The organism is [Bacillus] selenitireducens MLS10 (assembly GCF_000093085.1).
Lineage (GTDB): Bacteria > Bacillota > Bacilli > Bacillales > Salisediminibacteriaceae > Salisediminibacterium > Salisediminibacterium selenitireducens.
The window spans coordinates 2,335,633-2,355,999 of sequence record NC_014219.1 but is presented as its reverse complement, the minus strand read 5'-3'; the positions used below and the strand labels follow the sequence as shown (position 1 = coordinate 2,355,999).

General features: G+C 45.0%; 22 protein-coding genes. 21 read left to right on the top strand and 1 reads right to left on the bottom strand.

The annotated features are described in order from the left end of the window. Positions 1 to 6: 6 nt before the first annotated feature. From trpC to BSEL_RS10765, 14 genes are all read left to right on the top strand, one after another. Complete coding sequence (trpC, locus tag BSEL_RS10830) at positions 7 to 777, top strand: indole-3-glycerol phosphate synthase TrpC (protein WP_041582433.1); 771 nt, start codon at positions 7 to 9, stop codon at positions 775 to 777. Next, positions 774 to 2,600 carry a bifunctional phosphoribosylanthranilate isomerase/tryptophan synthase subunit beta gene (locus tag BSEL_RS10825; RefSeq protein ID WP_013173049.1) on the top strand — a complete coding sequence of 609 codons (1,827 nt, stop codon included), beginning with the start codon at positions 774 to 776 and terminating at the stop codon, positions 2,598 to 2,600. The genes trpC and BSEL_RS10825 overlap by 4 nt, the downstream gene beginning before the upstream one ends. Then, positions 2,600 to 3,400, top strand: a complete 801-nt coding sequence (trpA, locus tag BSEL_RS10820; protein WP_013173048.1) for a tryptophan synthase subunit alpha — start codon at positions 2,600 to 2,602, stop codon at positions 3,398 to 3,400. The genes BSEL_RS10825 and trpA overlap by 1 nt, the downstream gene beginning before the upstream one ends. Before the next feature lie 36 nt (positions 3,401 to 3,436). Further along, a complete protein-coding gene (hisC, locus tag BSEL_RS10815; RefSeq protein ID WP_013173047.1) occupies positions 3,437 to 4,537 on the top strand; it encodes a histidinol-phosphate transaminase in 1,101 nt (366 codons plus the stop codon). Then, entirely contained in the window at positions 4,534 to 5,634 is a 1,101-nt protein-coding gene (locus BSEL_RS10810) for a prephenate dehydrogenase (protein ID WP_013173046.1), read from the top strand. The genes hisC and BSEL_RS10810 overlap by 4 nt, the downstream gene beginning before the upstream one ends. A 42-nt stretch (positions 5,635 to 5,676) precedes the next feature. Next, positions 5,677 to 6,972: a 3-phosphoshikimate 1-carboxyvinyltransferase gene (aroA, locus tag BSEL_RS10805; protein WP_013173045.1), complete on the top strand. Its 1,296-nt coding sequence runs from the start codon at positions 5,677 to 5,679 to the stop codon at positions 6,970 to 6,972. Between the two features lie 17 nt (positions 6,973 to 6,989). Continuing rightward, positions 6,990 to 8,261: a tetratricopeptide repeat protein gene (locus tag BSEL_RS10800; protein WP_013173044.1), complete on the top strand. Its 1,272-nt coding sequence runs from the start codon at positions 6,990 to 6,992 to the stop codon at positions 8,259 to 8,261. A 243-nt stretch (positions 8,262 to 8,504) separates the two neighbouring features. Beyond that, complete coding sequence (locus tag BSEL_RS10795; RefSeq protein ID WP_013173043.1) at positions 8,505 to 9,056, top strand: ReoY family proteolytic degradation factor; 552 nt, start codon at positions 8,505 to 8,507, stop codon at positions 9,054 to 9,056. Between the two features lie 115 nt (positions 9,057 to 9,171). Next, a complete protein-coding gene (locus BSEL_RS10790) occupies positions 9,172 to 9,642 on the top strand; it encodes a YpiF family protein (RefSeq protein ID WP_013173042.1) in 471 nt (156 codons plus the stop codon). A 137-nt stretch (positions 9,643 to 9,779) separates the two neighbouring features. Then, positions 9,780 to 10,283 carry a QcrA and Rieske domain-containing protein gene (locus tag BSEL_RS10785; protein ID WP_013173041.1) on the top strand — a complete coding sequence of 168 codons (504 nt, stop codon included), beginning with the start codon at positions 9,780 to 9,782 and terminating at the stop codon, positions 10,281 to 10,283. 14 nt (positions 10,284 to 10,297) lie between these two features. Then, positions 10,298 to 10,969, top strand: coding sequence for a menaquinol-cytochrome c reductase cytochrome b subunit (qcrB, locus tag BSEL_RS10780; protein WP_013173040.1), 672 nt, complete (start codon positions 10,298 to 10,300; stop codon positions 10,967 to 10,969). 30 nt (positions 10,970 to 10,999) lie between these two features. Continuing rightward, positions 11,000 to 11,806 (top strand): menaquinol-cytochrome c reductase cytochrome b/c subunit, encoded by an 807-nt coding sequence (locus BSEL_RS10775; protein WP_013173039.1) that lies wholly within the window; start codon positions 11,000 to 11,002, stop codon positions 11,804 to 11,806. A gap of 242 nt (positions 11,807 to 12,048) precedes the next feature. Next, positions 12,049 to 12,645 carry a lipoprotein heptaprenylglyceryl N-acetyltransferase LhaT gene (gene lhaT / locus BSEL_RS10770; protein ID WP_013173038.1) on the top strand — a complete coding sequence of 199 codons (597 nt, stop codon included), beginning with the start codon at positions 12,049 to 12,051 and terminating at the stop codon, positions 12,643 to 12,645. A gap of 86 nt (positions 12,646 to 12,731) precedes the next feature. Beyond that, positions 12,732 to 13,421: a zinc metallopeptidase gene (locus BSEL_RS10765; RefSeq protein WP_013173037.1), complete on the top strand. Its 690-nt coding sequence runs from the start codon at positions 12,732 to 12,734 to the stop codon at positions 13,419 to 13,421. A gap of 133 nt (positions 13,422 to 13,554) precedes the next feature. Here BSEL_RS10765 and BSEL_RS10760 read toward each other — a convergent pair whose 3' ends face one another. Then, the gene (locus BSEL_RS10760) at positions 13,555 to 14,424 is read right to left on the bottom strand and encodes a YitT family protein (RefSeq protein ID WP_013173036.1); all 870 of its coding nucleotides are present in this window, start codon (positions 14,422 to 14,424) and stop codon (positions 13,555 to 13,557) included. 143 nt (positions 14,425 to 14,567) lie between these two features. Between BSEL_RS10760 and BSEL_RS10755 the strand changes: the two genes are divergently transcribed. From BSEL_RS10755 to BSEL_RS10725, 7 genes are read left to right on the top strand one after another with little or no spacing between them, the layout of a single operon-like run. Further along, positions 14,568 to 14,906 carry a nucleotide pyrophosphohydrolase gene (locus BSEL_RS10755; protein ID WP_013173035.1) on the top strand — a complete coding sequence of 113 codons (339 nt, stop codon included), beginning with the start codon at positions 14,568 to 14,570 and terminating at the stop codon, positions 14,904 to 14,906. Then, entirely contained in the window at positions 14,903 to 15,697 is a 795-nt protein-coding gene (gene dapB, locus BSEL_RS10750) for a 4-hydroxy-tetrahydrodipicolinate reductase (protein ID WP_013173034.1), read from the top strand. The genes BSEL_RS10755 and dapB overlap by 4 nt, the downstream gene beginning before the upstream one ends. Positions 15,698 to 15,709: 12 nt before the next feature. Then, on the top strand, positions 15,710 to 16,126 hold the full coding sequence (locus tag BSEL_RS10745) for a methylglyoxal synthase (protein WP_013173033.1): 417 nt from the start codon (positions 15,710 to 15,712) through the stop codon (positions 16,124 to 16,126). A 1-nt stretch (position 16,127) separates the two neighbouring features. After that, the gene (gene bshB1, locus BSEL_RS10740; protein WP_013173032.1) at positions 16,128 to 16,838 is read left to right on the top strand and encodes a bacillithiol biosynthesis deacetylase BshB1; all 711 of its coding nucleotides are present in this window, start codon (positions 16,128 to 16,130) and stop codon (positions 16,836 to 16,838) included. Continuing rightward, positions 16,835 to 17,971 (top strand): N-acetyl-alpha-D-glucosaminyl L-malate synthase BshA, encoded by a 1,137-nt coding sequence (gene bshA, locus BSEL_RS10735; RefSeq protein WP_013173031.1) that lies wholly within the window; start codon positions 16,835 to 16,837, stop codon positions 17,969 to 17,971. Before bshB1 ends, bshA begins: the two co-directional genes overlap by 4 nt. A gap of 3 nt (positions 17,972 to 17,974) precedes the next feature. Beyond that, on the top strand, positions 17,975 to 19,129 hold the full coding sequence (locus tag BSEL_RS10730; RefSeq protein ID WP_013173030.1) for a polynucleotide adenylyltransferase region: 1,155 nt from the start codon (positions 17,975 to 17,977) through the stop codon (positions 19,127 to 19,129). Then, positions 19,119 to 20,099: a biotin--[acetyl-CoA-carboxylase] ligase gene (locus BSEL_RS10725; RefSeq protein WP_013173029.1), complete on the top strand. Its 981-nt coding sequence runs from the start codon at positions 19,119 to 19,121 to the stop codon at positions 20,097 to 20,099. Before BSEL_RS10730 ends, BSEL_RS10725 begins: the two co-directional genes overlap by 11 nt. Positions 20,100 to 20,367: the final 268 nt, after the last annotated feature.

The following is a 20,367-nucleotide window of genomic DNA, read 5'->3' as shown; positions in this document are numbered from 1 at the left end:
AAAACCATTCTTGAAAAGATTACAGATACAAAAAAAGACGAATTGACGAGAATTGTTCTTCCTGCATCCAGGATGACGGATGCACCGAAACGTTCTCTGACGGAGGCCATTCGTCATTCAGACTGGCCCGTTGGCGTGATTGCAGAAGTGAAAAAAGCCAGTCCCTCAAGAGGCGTCATCAGTCAGGATTTTGATCCTGAACAGATTGCTAAAGCTTATGAACAGGCCGGTGCCAATGGGATTTCGATTCTGACAGATGAACAGTATTTCCAGGGGCACTCGGAGTATTTAACAAGGATTAAACAAACATCATCGGTCCCTTTGTTGCGTAAAGATTTTATTATCGATTCTCTGCAGGTGAAAGAATCAGAGCGGATGGGGGCGGATGCGATTTTGTTAATTGCTGCGATACTCGAACCATCAGCTCTGCAGGAATATTATGATGAAGCCGTGGAACTCGGCATGGATGTCCTTGTCGAAGTTCACAATCAAAAGGAAACCGAGGATGTGCTCTCTGTTGTGACACCCGCCCTTCTAGGAGTAAACAACCGTGATCTTCATACCTTTCATACGGATTTAGCGGTAACCGAACAGCTTGCTCATCTGATTCCGGATGAATCCATGCTGATCAGTGAAAGCGGGATCCGGACAAATGCGGATATAAAACGGATTCAAAAGGCCGGATCCAAAGGGATTCTTGCCGGAGAATCATTCATGCTCGCTGAGGATAAAACACGCTTCATCAATGAATTGATGAACGGGGAGGTGACGTCTTGACGATCGCCCTTAAATTTTGCGGTATTACGTCAGAGGAAGATTACCAAAAGGCTGTCCGTTATGAACCCGACTATATCGGATTCATTTTTGCTGAATCGAAGCGGCGCGTTCCCCCACATGATGTGAGGAAATGGGTGGACGCAGTGCCTCCGGGGCGCACGAAACTTGCCGGAGTGTTTGTCAACGCATCTGCTGATGTGATGATTCGGGATGCAGAAGCATCCGGTATTGATATTGTGCAGGCGCATGGCACAGAAGAAGTTGCTGAACTCTTAAAAGTGAAAGAACGAACAAATGCCATGATTTATAAAACCATTCATCATCATGGGAATGGAGTAAGTGTCATGAATGCTTACCAAAACGTCGCAGACGGTTTTGTGATTGATACAAAGACACCTGAAGGCTGGGGTGGAACCGGCACTTCTTTTGATTGGAAAGCCGTACCTGCCTATGTTCAGGAAGCCAACAGGCAAGGAAAACCTTGTCTGATTGCCGGTGGTGTGACACCGGATAATATGCAGACGCTGATCGATCATGGGGCTGAGGGAATTGATGTTTCCTCCGGAACCGAGACTGATGGCGTTAAAGACGAAAGGAAGCTGAAACAAATGACAGAGACAGCAAAGCAGTTATATCAGGCACCTGATTCATTTGGCAGATATGGAGAATTCGGGGGAAAGTACGTTCCGGAAACATTGATGTATGCCCTTGAAGAACTCGAAAAGGCATTTCTTGAAGTCAAAGAAGATCAGGCATTTATCGATGATTTAAATAAAGAATTGCAGCGTTTTTCAGGCAGACCGACCGCGCTGACACATGCACCAAGACTGACTGAGGCCTATGGCGGTGCGCAGATTTATTTAAAGCGTGAAGATCTGAACCACACCGGTGCGCATAAAATCAATAATGCCCTGGCCCAGGGACTGTTGGCAAAGCGGATGGGTAAAACGGAAATCATCGCAGAGACCGGTGCAGGTCAGCACGGCGTTGCAACTGCGACAATGGCTGCACGGTTCGGTATGAAATGTAAAGTATTCATGGGTGCTGAAGATATTCGTCGCCAGGAACTGAATGTTTTCAGAATGAAACTTCTCGGAGCTGAGGTGATAGAAGTCACTTCAGGTGGCTCGACATTAAAGGATGCAACCAATGAAGCGATCAGACACTGGGTTGCGCATGTGGACGATACGTTTTATGTAATCGGCAGCGTTGTTGGTCCTCATCCTTATCCGATGATGGTGAGAGATTTTCAACGGGTTATTGGGGATGAGAGTAAAGAACAGATGATGAGTGAAACCGGTCGTCTTCCTGATGAAATTGTAGCGTGCGTCGGTGGCGGCAGTAATGCGATGGGTATGTTCTACCCGTTTTTAAACGACGGTGTGAAAATGACGGGGGTTGAAGCTGCGGGAAAAGGCTTGGCAACAAAGGAACATGCAGCAACATTGTCAAAAGGCCGTAAAGGTGTGCTTCACGGATCATTAAGCTATCTCATTCAGGATGATAACGGCAATATTATTGAACCGTATTCTATATCTGCCGGTCTTGATTACCCTGGAATCGGACCTGAGCACGCACATTTACGGGACACAAAGCGGGTGAACTATGTACCGGTTACAGATGACGAAGCGCTCGACGCTCTGAAGGATCTTGCGGAACTTGAAGGGATATTGCCCGCAATTGAGACGGCCCATGCACTGGCTTATGTGAAACAAACGGCCGGTTTAATGACGAAAGACGAAACCATTCTTGTCTGTCTCTCCGGTCGTGGAGACAAAGATGTGCATACTCTGCAGGAGACGATGGAAGGGGATGGTATGTGATGAACCGGTTAAACGATACTGCTTTTACGGATGCTGAAAAGCGCTTTGTACCTTATATGATGAGTTCGGATCCAACGCCTGATCTGTCTGTGGAAATCGCACTGATGCTTCAGGATGCGGGAGTCGAGGCGATTGAATGGGGGGTTCCTTATTCAGATCCATTGGCAGATGGACCGGTCATCCAGCAGGCTGGTCAGCGAGCGTTAAAAAATGGCGGGAGTCTGACTGTTTCTCTGCAAAAAATGAAGGAAGCCCGTGCGAAGGGACTGACGGTCCCTTCGGTTCTGTTTACTTATGTCAATCCTGTATTGAGCTACGGCTTCACAAAATTGATAGAAGAATTGAAAGATTATGGATTTGACGGACTGTTAATTCCTGATTTGCCATATGAAGAAAGCCATGAATATCGAGCGCTTTGCCGCGAAAAGGGCATCTCGCTGATCCCGCTTATTGCCCCAAGCTCAAAATCACGAGTGGAGAAAATCACGAAAGAGGCAGACGGTTTTGTGTATTATGTAACATCGCTGGGTGTAACCGGAACAAGGGAATCATTCTCTGAAACACTGAAAGAAGAAATCAACACGGTGAAATCCTTCAGTAAGGTTCCGGTTCTTGCCGGATTCGGCATTTCAACGCCTGAGCATGTGCAGTATTTTCAGGAACATGCTGATGGAGCGATAGTCGGCAGTGCACTTGTCAGAAAAATAGCATCTCTTGAAGATTCATTAAAAAATCCGGAAGAGAAAGATGCAGCCTTGAATGAGATTAAAGCATTTGTGCAGAATCTGATTTCGTACTAGTATAGAGGGTAAGATGTCAATGTGGAGGCGATAGCTGTGAGAATCAAAGAATCCATGATAGGGCTTGTACCTTATCAGCCGGGAAAACCGATTGAAGATGTGAAACGGGAGCTGGGATTGACGGAAGTCATCAAACTTGCCTCCAATGAGAATCCATATGGTGCTTCACCGCATGTAAAAGAAGCCATAATGGAAGCATATGAGAATATTGCCGTATATCCTGACGGCTATGCGAGAGAACTGAGAGAGACGGTGGCAGAAAAGCTTTCTGTTAAACCGGAACAGCTGATCTTTGGAAATGGTTCAGATGACGTGATCCTGATTTTATGCCGCTCCTTTTTGACACCTGAAGATAACATCGTTACGGCCGATCCGACGTTTTCTCAGTATCGGCACAATGCTGTTATTGAAGGTGCCAAGATTAAAGAAGTACCCCTGAAAGCAGGTGTCCATGATCTGGATGCCATGCTCGAAGCCATAGACGAACAAACAAAAATGGTTTTCGTCTGTAATCCGAATAATCCGACAGGAACCTACAATTCTTCGGAAGAATTCAGGCGATTTGCAGAAAAGGTGCCAGAGGATGTACTGATCATCAGTGATGAAGCGTATATTGAGTATGTTACGGCAAATGACTACCCTGACACTCTGCCGATGCTCCATGAGTTTCCGAATCTCATGATCCTGCGGACCTTCTCAAAAGCCTACGGTATTGCCGCACTCCGTGTCGGTTTTGGCGTGGCAAATGAAGATCTGATCCGTGCCATTGATCCGGGAAGAGAACCGTTTAACACCAACACGGTAGCCCAAAAAGCGGCGATTGCGGCACTGAAGGATGAAGCCTTTATAGAGGAATGCATCACGAAGAATGCCCAGGAAATGAAAAAGTATGAGCGCTTTTGTGAAAAGAACGGGTTTCATTACTTCCCTTCCCAAACCAACTTCATTTTGATGGATCTGCAAAAACCCGGGAGTGAAATTTTTGATTATCTGCTTAGACGCGGATTTATTACCCGGAATGGCGAAGCCCTCGGATTTCCGACGGGAATCCGTATTACACTCGGATCACCGGAGCAAAACGATCTGATTATCAGTGAACTTGAAAAATGGCTGGTATCAGGGGTGACATCTGTATGAAACGAGTCAGTATAATCGGACTTGGTCTTATTGGAGGATCATTGGCTCTTGCCATTCGAAAAGGGCAGCCGAATATTGTCATCACGGGCTATGATAAAGATCCATCAACCATGAAACTCGCCAAGAGCTTACAAGTCATTGACGAAGCGGCGGCATCTGCAGCGGATGCCGCCCTTAACAGTGATGTCATTATTCTGGCGACTCCTGTAGCTACGGCCCTGTCATTAATTGACGAGTTAGCGGGCCTTCCTTTAAAAGAAGGAGTAATTGTGACAGATGTCGGGAGTACGAAACAGTCGATTGTCAAAAAAGCAAAAAAGCTGACGGATCTGGGGATCGTCTTCATTGGCGGTCATCCAATGGCCGGTTCCCATAAAACAGGCGTGGAGGCATCCAATGACCGTTTATTTGAGAATGCCTTTTACGTGCTGTCGCCAAATGGCCAACAAAATGATTCGGAACGCATCAAACTTCAGAATCTGCTAAAAGGCACCAGAGCGAAATTTATCGAACTGCCGGCAGAGGAGCATGACCGTTTTGCAGGGCTGATCAGTCACCTTCCGCACATGATTGCGTCCGGTCTCGTTCATCAACTCGCAGAGGAAGAATCGCACCATCCGATTGTGTCTCAGCTTGCAGCCGGAGGATTCCGGGATTTAACCCGAATCGCATCAGCCTCGCCTGACATGTGGCGGGATATCCTGATGCATAACCGCGACATTCTGATGAAACTTTTACATGACTGGAAAGAGCAGGTCAATGTCATGGAGGAGATGCTCAAAGAAGGTGACCCGGAAATGATCCATCAATTTTTCGCTAAGGCAAAAGAATCACGTGATCAATTGCCGGCAAGGAAAAAAGGTGCAATGCTCCCATTCTATGATTTATTTGTCGATGTTCCGGACCACCCCGGTGTCATTTCCGATGTGACTGCCATTTTGGCACGGGCAGGGATCAGTATCACAAACATTCAAATTATCGAAGCGAGAAACGATATGCTTGGGGTATTGAGACTCAGTTTCCGATCGGGAGAGGATTTGGAATTGGCGCAGGCAAAGCTTGCGGAACATTTGTATGATACATACGAAGCGCCGTAAATAACATGTAAAGATATGCAGATTAAAGGAGGCACTGATCATATGCAAAAGGAAACGATCGTTAAAGCAAAACAAGGTCTCGCAGGAACAGTCGAAATTCCCGGGGATAAATCGATCAGCCACAGAGCGGTGCTCTTTGCATCGCTTGCTGACGGTGTAACAACGATTAAAGGCTTTCTAGAAGGAGAAGATTGCCTGAGCACAATTGCATGTATGCGTAAACTGGGTGTTGTTATTGAACAAAACGGTACAGACGTGACGGTCACCGGAAAAGGTTTGCAGGGTCTTAGAGAACCGGATGATGTGCTTGATACAGGCAATTCAGGCACAACAATCCGGCTCTTAATGGGAGTGCTTGCCGGGTTGCCCTTCAGTAGTGTTCTAAAAGGGGATGCCTCCATTGCCAAACGGCCGATGGCACGAGTTACCGGTCCGTTAAAAATGATGAACGCTCGAATTGATGGCCGGCAATTTGGAGATTTAACCCCCATTCATATCCGTGGTGGTGAATTGAGGGGTATTACGTATTATTCACCTGTTGCAAGTGCCCAGGTGAAATCTGCAGTTTTGCTGGCAGGTTTGCAGGCACAAGGGGTAACAACGGTCAATGAACCTCATAAATCCAGAGATCATACTGAACGTATGCTGAGGAGCTTTGGTGTGGAAGTGGAAACAGATGATGATTCTGCGCGAATTATGGGTGGACAAACACTAGACCCGGCACATATCGAAGTCCCTGGAGACATTTCATCCGCTGCTTTTATGCTTACAGCTGCATTAATCGTCCCTGGCAGTAAAGTGAAACTTTTTAATACCGGTCTGAATCCGACCCGCGACGGGATCATGGAAGTACTTGAAATGATGGGTGCCAATATCACCCGCGAGAATGAACGACTCGCAGGAGATGAGCCGGTTGCGGATCTGACAGTAAAGACATCCGAACTTAAAGGTGTTACAATTGGCGGTGGTCTGATTCCAAGACTGATTGATGAAATTCCTGCAATCGCTGTTCTTGCTACCCAGGCTCACGGTACCACGGTAATTAAAGATGCGGAAGAGCTGAAAGTGAAAGAAACCAACCGCATCGACACAGTCGTGAACCAGTTAAAGAAACTGGGAGCGGATATTGAGGCAAAAGATGACGGCATGGTCATTCGGGGTCCGATTTCTTTAACAGGTGGAAATGCGGACAGTTTTGGTGACCACCGAATAGGTATGGCCATGGCTCTGTGCGGCCTGATCAGTGAAGAACCTGTAACCGTAAGCGGCACGGAGGCAATCGCTGTTTCTTATCCAGGATTCTTTGATCAGCTGAACAGATTGAAGGGATCATCCTGATTAAAGGAGAATGATGCATGAACGAACAATTGGCAAACGCCATCCAGCAAATTGAACAGGGACACCATGAAGAAGCACTGAAGGCCGTTGAGGGGTTAATCCCAGAGGCTGATGATGAAACAAAGCGGACGATCGCAGAGCTCTATTTTGAGCTGGGTCTCGTCGATCAGTCACTGGTTTTGTTGGAAGAACTGATGTTTCAATACCCTGACCATGGTGAGCTGTTTGCATTCGCAGCAGAATGTTACAGTGAACTCGGAAAAGAAGATGAAGCGATAGACATGCTCTCTGAGGTGAAAAAAGGGGATCCGGCATTTATCCAGTCGAGACTTCTTCTCGCTGACCTTTATGAGGCGGACGGTCTTGAAGAAGTAGCCGAAAAAAAATTGCTTGAGGCGTTGGAGGAAGAACCGGAAGATGCCGTTCTTCAGCTTGGTCTGGGCGAGTTTTATTTAAACCGCGGTGAATATCAAAAGGCAATCTATTATTTCCGACAGGTGATCTTACAGAAAAAGCTGCCGGAGGAATTTCCGGTTGATCCGGAACTTCGTCTGGCTGAAGCATACAGTGCGATTGGCGAATTTGAAAACGCCCTTGAACATTACAAGCTCGGGCTCGGTGAAGAAGAGCCGCCTGATGCCCTTTTTGGGTACGGAGTGACAGCTCTCCAACTTGATGATACAGAAACAGCCAGGTGGGCATTTGAACGCCTTTTGGAAGCGGATCCTGATTTTACGACAGCTTATCCTCTACTTGGACGGGCACTGATCAAAGATCAGCTGTATGATGAGGCGGTTGCCATTCTTGAAGAAGGAATTAAGAAAGACGAATTTAACGAGGATCTGTATCTTGAAATGGCGAAACTTCAGGTATCTAAAGGTGATGTGGAAGAAGGAAAAACGTTTCTTCAAAAAGTCATCGCACTCAATCCGTCGAATCTTTCTGCTGTCAAGGAGCTGTTGTTGCTTCTGAACGAACAGGAACAGTTCGATGCAATGCATGATCTGATTTCATTCCTTGATGATTATGGTGAATACGACCCTCTCTTTGAACGATACAGAGGAAAAATTCTACTCGAAGAGGATGATGCCCAAGGGGCTGCAGAGGCTTATTTGCAAGCCATTGACGGTTTATCAGAGGATGAGGTGATTATGGAAGAGGCTCTTGAAGCGTTTCTGGCATCAGGTTGGCGACAACAGGCAGTCAGCCTGCTGAAGCAGTTGATCAGCCGCCAGCCGGACAGAGAGGATTTCACGCATCAGCTTGAGCGATTAACAGAAGACATGTAACTTGAATAGAGCAAAAACAGCCGCCGTTATGAGTCATGGATAACTGGCGGTTGTTTTTGTTGTTAGTAATCAACTGAGCGTTTTCACAATATCAGATTAGAAACTCTCAAGACAGGGAATAAAAAAATTAAGTATTTATGCAGGAATATCATTCATTAACCTCGAATTAGATTAATATACAGGAAAACAGTTTCACAATGTTCAGCCATTTTGAACGATAAGTTTATAAAAGGAGGGTTCAAGATGACGAATCCAATTCCCGTGATCGAAAAAAGAGATTTTCTCAAATGGTTCCTCGAGAATTATCAGTTAAAAAGAAGAGAGTGCGCTTGGCTGTTAAATTTTCTGATGAGTGACGACCTCCTTATGGAGCGCGTTCATTTTGTTGAGGATGCAGAGCATTGTCCAAAAGCACTTTTAATCTCCGCTAATGATGTCGAGGATGTGCCGTTTGCGTTTCATAAGAACCAGCACATTACAATGGATGCAGAAAAAGCGTTTCATGATATCCGTCTGAATCGTAACGAAGAAATTTATATACAGCTTAACTTCCAGGAGAAATATGCAAACAGTGAATTCATGCGGGTGCTTGAAGAAAATCATTATATTCCTGTCAATGAAGATGAAGAGAATGTTAACCGCCTTCTGGCGGAGATGGTCCTTGATGCCTCTCTTCGACAACAAGAGATGAAAGCGCTTCATTTGAGGATCGATGATGCACTTGAAAATGGTGATGAAGAAACATTCAGTGTCCTTGCAAAAGAATATGCCAAACTGAAAGCCCTCGAAACATAAGAGGGCTTTTATTTTTTTATAATAAAAACACGCGAAAGCTTTTATTTTTTTATTATTTTGTGGTAATGTTAAAATAAGATTTGTGAACAGATTGTGAACAAAGGGGAAAGTTGATGTGAAATGGAATAGTAAGAGTATTGAAACCTTTGTATCAGCTAGAGAATTCGTTGATACGGTATTAATTCCGCTTATGCCTCTGGATCTTCACCATGACCCCGCATCAGGAACTCTCCAGGGTGAGTATGCTGCTCTTTTAGCCGAACAGGCTGAGCGCAAGCTGACTGGACGACTGTTATTAATGCCCCCTCTTCCTTACAAGCCGGATATACGCGATGAACAATCGCTGCTGGTTTTTATTAATGACTGGATTCACTATTATCACAATGGCGGTATTAATAATGTGTTCTTTCTCACAACGGATTCGGATGTTGCATCATTGAATCTTTCTGAGAACGGACATATGATTTGGATGCCCGTGATCCCCATTCATGAATTAGAACCGCAGCAGGCAAGGAAAATGGTTGAACAACAGGCTGATCAGATCATACCGAAGATTATGAAGAAGTGGGAAGAGAAAAACGATTGAATAATTATTATTTCTCTAAAATTATTCTACTCTACTAATTGACAGCTTATATAATTGTGGAATATCATAGAAATGTCTTAATTTATTTCACAATTGTGAAGTCTGTTCATTTAATTTGAGTGTGAGGAGGTAAAGTCATGAGTGAGAAAAAACATAAGGTATCCAGACGACAGTTTCTCACATATACATTGACCGGTGTAGGAGGGTTTATGGCCGCGACTATTATCAGTCCGATGGCAAGAATGGCACTCGATCCTGCATTTGAGGTTGGTGAGGAAGGCGAATTTGTTTCAGTCGGGTTAAGTGAAGACGATTTGACAGACGAGCCGCAACGTGTTGATTTTGTTGTTGATATCGAAGACGGCTGGTATGAAGACGAACAAAGCCGTTCTGCTTATGTATACAGAAATGGGGATGAAATCCTTGCGTTATCTCCGACATGTACACATTTAGGCTGTACGGTAGGCTGGGATACGAATGATGATCATCCCGGGCAATTTTTCTGTCCGTGTCACCAGGGTCGATTTGAACAGGACGGCACGAATGTCCCGAATACGCCGCCGACCCGTCCACTTGATGTTTACGATGTTGAGGTACGTGACGGAATGATTTATCTTGGACAAATTCGACAGCGGGGCTAAGGGGGGCGTAATGTATGTTACAAAAAGTTTATGATTGGATTGACGAACGAATGGATATCACTCCTCTGTGGCGTGACATTGCCGATCATGAAGTACCGGAACACGTAAATCCGGCTCATCACTTTTCTGCATTTGTTTATTGCTTCGGTGGATTAACATTTTTTGTTGTAGTGATTCAGATTCTGTCGGGTATGTTTCTTACAATGTACTATGTGCCCGATATTGTAAACGCTTATGAGTCAGTTTATTATCTTCAAAATGAAGTGACACACGGTATGATTGTCAGGGGTATGCACCATTGGGGAGCGAGTCTTGTTATTGTTATGATGTTTTTACACACTCTCCGTGTTTTCTTCACCGGTTCTTATCAAAAACCGCGTGAGCTGAACTGGGTTGTAGGTGTTCTCTTGTTCTTTGTTATTTTGGGGCTTGGATTTACTGGTTACTTACTGCCTTGGGATATGAAAGCATATTTTGCAACCGTTGTAGGGTTGGAAATTGCTGAATCCGCTCCTGTGATCGGCGCATTCATGAAAACACTGCTTGCCGGTGGAGAAATTATCGGTGCACAGACGTTGACGCGTTTCTTTGCGATTCACGTTTTCTTCCTTCCGGGAGCATTGTTAGGGCTATTGGGGGCTCATTTCTACATGATTCGAAAACAGGGGATTTCCGGACCACTGTAAAATTCAGGACGGAAAAAAGGAGGTAAAGCTATGAAACGTGGAAAAGGCATGAAATTCGTTGGAGACTCACGGGTCCCCGTCAGAGATACAAAAAATATTCCTAAGGATTATTCAGAATACCCCGGGAAAACAGAAGCGTTTTGGCCGAACTACCTGTTAAAAGAATGGATGGTCGGTTCAGTGTTTCTGATTGGCTTTATGGTTCTTGCAGCGACGCATCCTGCACCGCTTGAGCGGATTGCCGACCCGACAGATTCAGGATATATTCCAATACCGGACTGGTATTTCCTGTTTTTATTCCAATTGTTGAAGTATGAGTTTGCTGCGGGTGATTATACAGTAATTGGGGCTGTTGTCATTCCGGGTGTTGCGTTTGGCGCACTGCTGCTTGTCCCGTGGCTTGACAGAGGGAAAGAACGGAGACCGCACAAAAGGCCGATAGGCAGTGGATTAATGCTGTTGGCTGTGGCTGCAATTATTTTTCTGACATGGGAAGCCGTTGATGACCATGACTGGGAAGCTGCAGCAGATCAGGGAGAAATCGTTGAAGATGTTGAGGTGGATACATCGGCTGCCGGGTATGAAGTCTACCAGAGTCAAGACTCCTGTATCAGTTGTCACGGCGGGGACATGCTTGGCGGTGCTGCAGGGCCTAATATCTTTGCATCTGATTACGATGCAGATGAAGTTATGGATATAATTGTAAATGGTCTGAACGACATGCCGGCTGGGCAATTTGAAGGATCTGATGAAGAACTTCAAATCCTGTCTGAGTTTATCGCAAACGATGGTCAGGATCCGGATAACGGTTCCGGTGCTGAAGACGATGAAGAGTAACCTATTTAAAATGATTTTAAACCGGTCTGAATAATCAGGCCGGTTTTTCCTGTTCTCCGAGAGGTTATGTTATATTAAAAATCAGATCAATGATTAGAGGCGAAGTGAGTTTCACACTTTTGAAATGTATGAAAGTGTTCGTTATCCATCTGAACATTAGAAATTCAGGTAAGTACACATGATTTTCAATTATGCAGATTTTCGATATAATAATCGGTATTGATGACAAGGCGGTGATAGGTATGTTTCAGTTTTTCATAGCGACAATAGGACAGCGCTGGTTTTTGTGGCTGTTGCTTTTGATTAATGTTCCAGGAACTATTTACGGATACATATGGTATGAGGCACAGTTGATTCAGACACCGGCAATTTTTTTGCCGTTTGTTCCGGACAGTCCGACGGCCAGCCTCTTTTTTGTGGTCGTATTAATTGCGTTTTTACTCGGGAATAATATCCCAATTATTGAGGCTCTTGCAGCAGTCACGCTGTTTAAGTACGGCATTTGGGCTGTCGCCATGATCCTTGCTGCAGGTGCGATGGGTAGCGTGATTACGTTGCTTGATTTTATGTTGATTTTTTCACACTTGGGCATGGCTGTTCAAGGGCTGTTATATATGCCTTATTACAGGATAAAAGTGTGGCATATCGCAGCTGCGGGTATTTGGACGCTGCATAATGATGTCATTGATTACGTATACGGGATGCACCCTTGGGTGAAATCGTCATTAACGCCGTATATCTCTGAAGTTGCGTATTTTACGTTTTGGTTGAGTATTATCTCGCTGTTGCTTGTCTATTTTATGAATAACAGGATGGAAAAACGGGAATTACACGCATAAATCATGATTATAAGAGCTTTCCTTTGACTCTTTGACCATCTTTGACTATAATAATGATACGATCTTTTCATTGGAGGTTTAACGATATGTTCGAAACATTTGGCGGTTTTATGGTTTATATTGCGCTGTTACTCATTATTCCACTGTGGGCTCAAAGCAGGGTCAAGAATACGTATAAAAAATATTCACAGGTCCGCTCGTCTTCCGGGATGACCGGTGCACAAGTCGCAAGAAAAATCCTTGATGATAATGGACTGTTTGACGTGAAGGTCGAACCTGTTAAGGGCATGCTTTCCGATCATTACGATCCTAGGTCAAAAACAGTCCGTCTTTCTGAACAGAATTATTATGGGAATTCGATCGCGGGAGCTGCGGTAGCTGCTCACGAGGTGGGACATGCCATTCAGGATGAGGAGGAATACGTCTTTCTCAATTTCAGACACACACTGGTTCCTGCGGCTAATCTTGGATCAAATTTATCCTTTGTGTTCATTTTGGCCGGGATTTTCCTCTCATCGATGGGGATGTTTTTAGCCGGGATCATTTTCATGAGTTTTGCGGTTCTTTTTCAGCTTGTTACGCTGCCAGTGGAATTTGATGCTTCGAATCGGGCCATGTCGCAAATCGTTTCTGCCGGTGTAATCCGAAACGATGAGGAACGTGAAACGAAGAAAGTGTTAAATGCAGCTGCGCTGACTTATGTTGCTGCAGCACTTGTTGCACTGATGGAATTGCTTCGGTTCGTGTTTCTGTTTCTCGGTATGAATGATGATTAAGCGTCGAATTTAGCAGAATACTAATCAATAAAAAGCCGCCCTGATGCTCAGGTAAGATAATTCTTACTTGCTGCACGGGCGGTTTTATCATTCATTTACTTTGGTTCATGCCTGTTATGTTGGTGTATCTGATTCAGATTTGAAGAGGTCTTTTGTATTCATCAAGTGTAAAGCCTTCACCCATGACATCCTGTGCGTCTGTCATACTGACAAAAGCATGGGGATCGACCTTCGTAATCACGTTTTTTAGTTTGATCATCTCGTTATGAGCAACGACACAGTAGAGTACATCCTTATTTTCACCCGTGAATGTGCCCTGTCCATTCAGTATTGTCGCACCGCGGTCCATTTCGGTCATGATCGCCTTGGCTATTTTATGTGACTGATCGGATACAATGATGGCGGCTTTTCCTGAATAGGCACCCTGCTGAATAAAATCAATCACTTTTGCAGCGATAAAGACAGCAACGAGTGTATACATGGCCTGCCGGTAATTCAAGTAAAACAGAGAAGAGGTAATGACTGCTGCGTCAAAAATAAACATGGTTCTGCCAATACTCCATCCCATGTATTTAAAACCGAGTTTCGCAATAATATCAACACCACCCGTCGTTCCACCAGAACGAAAGACAAGGCCGAGACCCGTTCCTACAGAAATTCCGGAAAAGAGCGCTGCGAGCATCAAGTCATCGTGTAATGGAAGATCAAGAAATTTATATCTCTGAAAGATCCATAAAAAAAGTGACAGTGATAACGTGCCGAAGACTGTGTAAGAAAATGCGACCTTACCGAGTATTTTGTAGCCTATGATGAATAATGGAATATTGAGCAATAAATTCGAATATGCAGGGTCGAATTGCAAGGAAAAATACAAGATGAGTGTAATGCCTGTAAATCCTCCGTCTGCCAGATTGTTCTCAATGTTAAAATATACGAGCCCAAACGCTATAAGGGCTGTTCCGAGTGTGATCCAGAAGAGATTTCTGGTGATGGATGGTTTCATCGGACTATCCCCTTTCCTGATTTGTTTTCAAAGTCCACATCATATTCTTACACTGAACAAGGCGAATAGCAACAAATGATTTGTCAAAGACGGACTTTTCCATTACGATTAGCATGTATACTTATCGTGTAAGGAGGCAGACGATGACGGAGCGATCAATGAAAGACATGCAGGATGAAGTGGATACATATATTTCACAATTCAAAGAGGGGTATTTTTCTCCATTGGCCATGATGGCCAGACTCACAGAAGAGATGGGGGAACTTGCCCGGGAAGTAAATCATTTCTATGGAGAGAAACCGAAAAAGAACGATGAAGAAGCAAAGACAATGGAACAGGAACTGGGTGATGTTCTGTTCGTCATGATTTGTCTTGCAAATTCACTGGATATCGATCTCGATGAAGCATTCGGACTGGTGATGGAAAAATTTAATACGAGAGATAAAGACAGATGGACAAGAATAGAGGAGGATCAATCATGATCAAAATTGTTGTAGCAGGAGCACGTGGGAAAATGGGCAGTGAGGCCGTTAATATGGTGCTGAACGAGGAAGCGTTTACGCTTGTTGGTGCCGTTGATCTTGGGCATAATGGGAAAAAATTATCTGAAGTTGAAGGTATGCCTTCATCGGATGCGAAGATCTATGATGATCTGTCGGTTTGTCTGAAAGAGACAAATCCGGATGTCCTTATTGATCTTACAGCGCCCGAAGTCGGAAAGCGTCATATGAGAACGGCACTTGAACATCAAGTCCGTCCGGTTGTCGGAACGACAGGCTTCACGGAAGAAGATGTCCAACAATTGACTGCGTTGGCAGAAGAACAGAAAACCGGTGCGATCATTGCTCCGAATTTTGCCATTGGAGCTGTACTGTTGATGAAATTTTCGCAGATGGCTGCAAAATATATGTCTGATGTGGAGATCATTGAACAGCATCATGACCGAAAGCTTGACGCACCATCAGGAACTGCGGTAAAAACAGCACAGATGATCAGCGAGGTTCGGGAAAAAAGAGAACAGGGCCACCCTGATGAGAAGGAAACACATGAAGGAGCGAGGGGAGCATCCATAGACGGCATGCATATTCACAGTGTGCGGCTTCCGGGGTTAATCGCCCATCAGGAAGTGATTTTCGGTGGTGAAGGACAATCCCTGACGATGCGACATGATTCCTATCATCGTTCATCGTTCATGCCAGGAATCAAACTGGCTGTAAATCACGTAATGGGGATCGATACACTCGTTTACGGATTGGATAAAATCATTGATTGAAGGTGAAGCAAAATGAATATTGCATTTATTGCACATGACAAAAAGAAAGAGGATCTTGTTTCTTTTGCCATGGCTTATGAGCATGTGCTGAAACAGCACACATTATTTTCTACAGGTACAACCGGAGAACGGATTATGGATGCAACGGATCTCGACATTCACCGGTTTGCGTCGGGGCCTTTGGGCGGGGATCAGCAAATTGGTGCGATGATTGCTGAGAACAGGATGGATCTTGTGATCTTTTTTAAAGATCCTTTGACGGCACAGCCTCATGAACCGGATATCAATGCACTGATTCGTCTTTGTGATGTGTACACCATTCCTTTGGCAACAAATATGGCAACGGCTGAAATTCTTCTCTCTGGTCTTCAGCGCGGTGAGTTCAAATGGCGGGAAATCATTAAATCAGGCAATGAGCGGAAATCCTGATATGAGCCTTTCATTAAAAGTACTCGCAATTGGCGCGCACCCTGATGATGTGGAAATTGGAGCAGGTGGAACCCTCGCCAGATTTTTTGATGAAGGTCATCAAACCGGTTTGTTGAGCATGACAAAAGCCGAATTATCGTCCAATGGGACGGTAGAGCGACGTTTGAAAGAGGCTGGAGCAGCCGCAGAGATTCTCGGCTGCTCTGTGTGCGAGCATTTATCTTTTCCTGACCGGAACCTTCCGACGCACCGAGAATCGATTATTGAAGAAGTGACCTATCGTATCAGGAAATATCAGCCGGAAATCGTGTTGGCGCCCTGGCATCAGGATCGTCACCCGGATCATGGACACTGCGGTTCACTTGTTAAAGAAGCCGTGTTTAATGCAGGTATCAGAAACTATAAACCGGATTCTTTGTCAGCATGGAAAGTCAGTGATCTGTATTATTACGCCATAAACAGCACAGAACCTTTCCACGTTGCGTACGATATCAGTGCCTATACAACTACGAAAAGACACGCTCTGGAGGCCTTCTCTTCACAGTTTAGAAAAGAAGAAGGCACAGTGACGACCCCACTGAATCAAGGATTTATTGAACGTATCGAAGCAAGAGACCGTCAGACAGGATTTGAATGCGGTACAGAAGCTGCTGAGGGCTTCTATAAAGAAGGTCCTGTTCTGATGCAGTCGATGATCAGGAGGCCGTTATGACATTGAAAATTGGCATTACCTGTTACCCGACTGTCGGAGGTTCCGGTATCGTAGCGACAGAACTTGGGAAAGCACTCGCGCAGAGAGGACATGAAGTACATTTTATCAGCTCAAGCATGCCTTTTCGGCTCGGAGATGATCAGGCGAATACGTATTTTCATGAAGTGGAAGTTAATCAGTACAGCGTTTTTCGCTATCCGCCATACGATTTAACACTTGCGAACAAAATGGCGGAAGTGGTCAATCGTGAAGATCTTGATATCCTTCATGTCCACTACGCCATCCCCCATGCGATCAGTGCATACCTGGCAAAGCAAATGGTCAAAAAAGACGTCAAAATCATTACGACACTCCATGGAACCGATATTACGGTCCTTGGCTATGATCCGAGTCTTTCTGACTTAATTCGTTTTGGTATTGAACAGTCTGATGCGGTAACAGCCGTATCAACCGATCTGGTCAGGCAAACGAGAGAACTGTTGTCAATTACCCGTCCCATTGAAACCGTCTATAATTTCGTGGATCATTCGATCTACTATCCGAAATTCTGCAAACAAACCATGGATTCTCTGAATATCATTGATGATGATCTGGTTGTCAGTCATGTCTCGAACTTCAGAAAGGTCAAACGTGTCGATGATACAGTCAGGGCTTTTTCACTGATCCGTAATAAACGAAAAGCCGTTCTTCTTCTGATCGGCGAAGGACCCGAACTCCCGGTCATCCGGCAACTTGTTAAAGAGTTGGACCTCGAAGACGATGTGCGTTTCCTTGGAAATCAGAGGAAAATTGCGGAACTGTTGTCACTGAGCCATGTCAGTTTACTTCTTTCGGAAAAAGAAAGTTTTGGTCTCGTTATTCTTGAAGCAATGGCCTGCGGTGTCCCGGTCGTCGGTACAAATATTGGCGGAATCCCGGAAGTCATTGAACATGGGGTCAGCGGCTATATTTGTGAACTGGGTGATCTGGCTTCGGTCAGAGATGCGGTGCTCGATTGTGTCCGGACGCCTGAACATCATGCTGGGATGAAACAGGCTGCACTGCGCCGTGTGGATACGGACTTTCATAAGGACCGCATTGTCGCTCATTATGAAGATGTTTATACGAAAACCCTGCAGGCGAAAGGTGAATAGTTCATGGAAAGATGGGATAAAGCCAGGTTCATTCAAAAAAAGTTGACGGACCAGGGGTTTGAAACCTATATTACAGGAGGTGCCGTCAGAGATCTTTATTTGGGCAGGAAGGCGTCAGACATAGATCTTTCGACGGAAGCCGGACCAAATCAGGTGATAAAGGCCTTTGAGCGGACGAAACCGATCGGTATTGAGTTTGGGACGATTCTGGTTATTCTTGAGGGTGAAGGTTTTGAGGTGACGACATTTCGGGGAACGACGATCACTGAAGATCTGGCATGCAGGGATTTTACAATCAATGCGATGGCACTCTCAAACGACTGGCAGTTGATTGATCCGTTTAACGGCAGGCAGGATCTCGCCAAAGGGCTGATTCAAACGGTTGCGTCTGCTGAAGGCACACTGTTGGATGATCCGATCAGAATGATTCGGAGCCTTCGATTTGCTCTTCAATTTGGATTTCGTGAGTCTGAAGACCTTATTGCCTGTATTCAACGTCACGCTGATAAGATCCGCCGTGCAGCGGTTGAACGGATTACAGGCGAGTTTAATAAAATCAGCATGGTGACATGGACGAAGGAGAAATCGGAATATTTCATCGATCACCCTGCATTACTGCCGTTTATCGAGCTGTTTTCTCATAACCGGATCAACACAGAGATCCGGTCAGTCGGATTTCCGGAAAAAGAGTTGAACGAGATCATCTGGTGGGTATTTGCCGTTTATGAGGAACATGATCCTGGACGTGTCCGTCAACGCCTGCGGACCTTCAAACTTTCCAATAAAACAGTGGAGACCGCTGTTTCTGTTTGCCGCATGACCGATCTGTTTCGTAAAAACGGGTCCTGGTGTGCGATGGATCTGTATCAGGCCGGTGAAACTGTTCTTCGTTATGCCTGTTTACTGCTTGGCTACCTGATGGATGAGCCTCCGGATACTGACCGTCAGATAACAAAATACCGGGAGTTACCGATAACGGATAAAAGCGAGCTCGCAGTCACAGGAAAAGACCTGATAAGGCTGGTTCCCGAGATTCCGAAGCGTGAATATTCATATTGGCTGAAGGAACTGACTGCTCTGGTTGTCGACAGACAGATCGAGAATGATGAAGCAATACTCATCACTTATGTAAAGGAGCAGATTCAAAATGAGAGCTGAACTGATTAGACTGTTATTAGAACAACCGCATGATGACTATATATCAGGTCAGGCTATCAGTGAGTATCTGTCTTGCAGCCGTACAGCCGTATGGAAACAGATTAATCTGTTAAAAGAGCACGGATTTACGATTGAATCCTCTCGAAATCGCGGATATAAACTCACGGGAGAACCGGAGCATGTTTATCCGGACGCTGTATTGGCCAGACTTCAAAAAGGTAACTCTTATTTTAAATCAATACATAAAGTGGATGAAACGACTTCAACGCAAGACGATGCTCTGAAATTGATTCAAGAAGGAGCCGAATCGGGAACCGTTACTGTTTCTGATATGCAATCGGCAGGCCGAGGCAGACTCGGGCGTTCATGGGACTCACCAAGGAAAGGCGGACTTTGGTTCAGTATGATTTTGAAGCCGGACATCCCGGTTCACAAGGCGCCGCAACTGACTCTTTTGACTGGGGTAGCACTTGCTCAGACGGTGAACAATCAACTTCATGGTCAAGTGGCAGCGATCAAATGGCCTAATGATCTTTTGATCAATCACAAGAAGATTGCAGGTATATTAACGGAAATGCATGCTGATCCGGATAAAGTGAAGGCACTCATTATTGGAGTCGGGTTGAATGTGAATCAGGAGATGTTTCCCGACTGGCTTTTGGACATTGCGGATTCACTCGGGAGAATGACTGGTGCAAGATATAATCTGAATGAAATTCTGAGTGATTTTTTGATTCGATTCGATGAACTCTATCATCTGTTTATCAAAGAAGGATTCCTGCCGATCAGAAATCTGTGGAAAGAGCTTGCTCTTTCTCCTGGGCAGACTGTCCATTATAAGCATAATAAAGGGGTAATAAATGGAACGACCCACGATATTGATGAAGAAGGCGTCATGCAAATCAAAGATGATCAAGGGACCATTCACCGCGTTTTTTCGTCAGAATTGTCATGGAGAAATGAGGCATGACTTTGCTTCATAAATTTGATATACTTGCCACGGACGGTATCATCACAGCGAACCGTACCTTTAAGTACTATCGATGAAACATGAGAAAACCATTCAGCCTGCCTTGATCCAATGTGACAGGGACAGAAGGATTCGTAAATGTACAGACACTTTTTGGACGCTCACTTGAAAGCGTCTTGAGAACGTATGGACACGCAATCGTGTCTGTGGTTTTTGTGTCTTTTTACCCTTCTCCTTGTTTGGAGGAGGGTTTTTGTATGCATGAGGC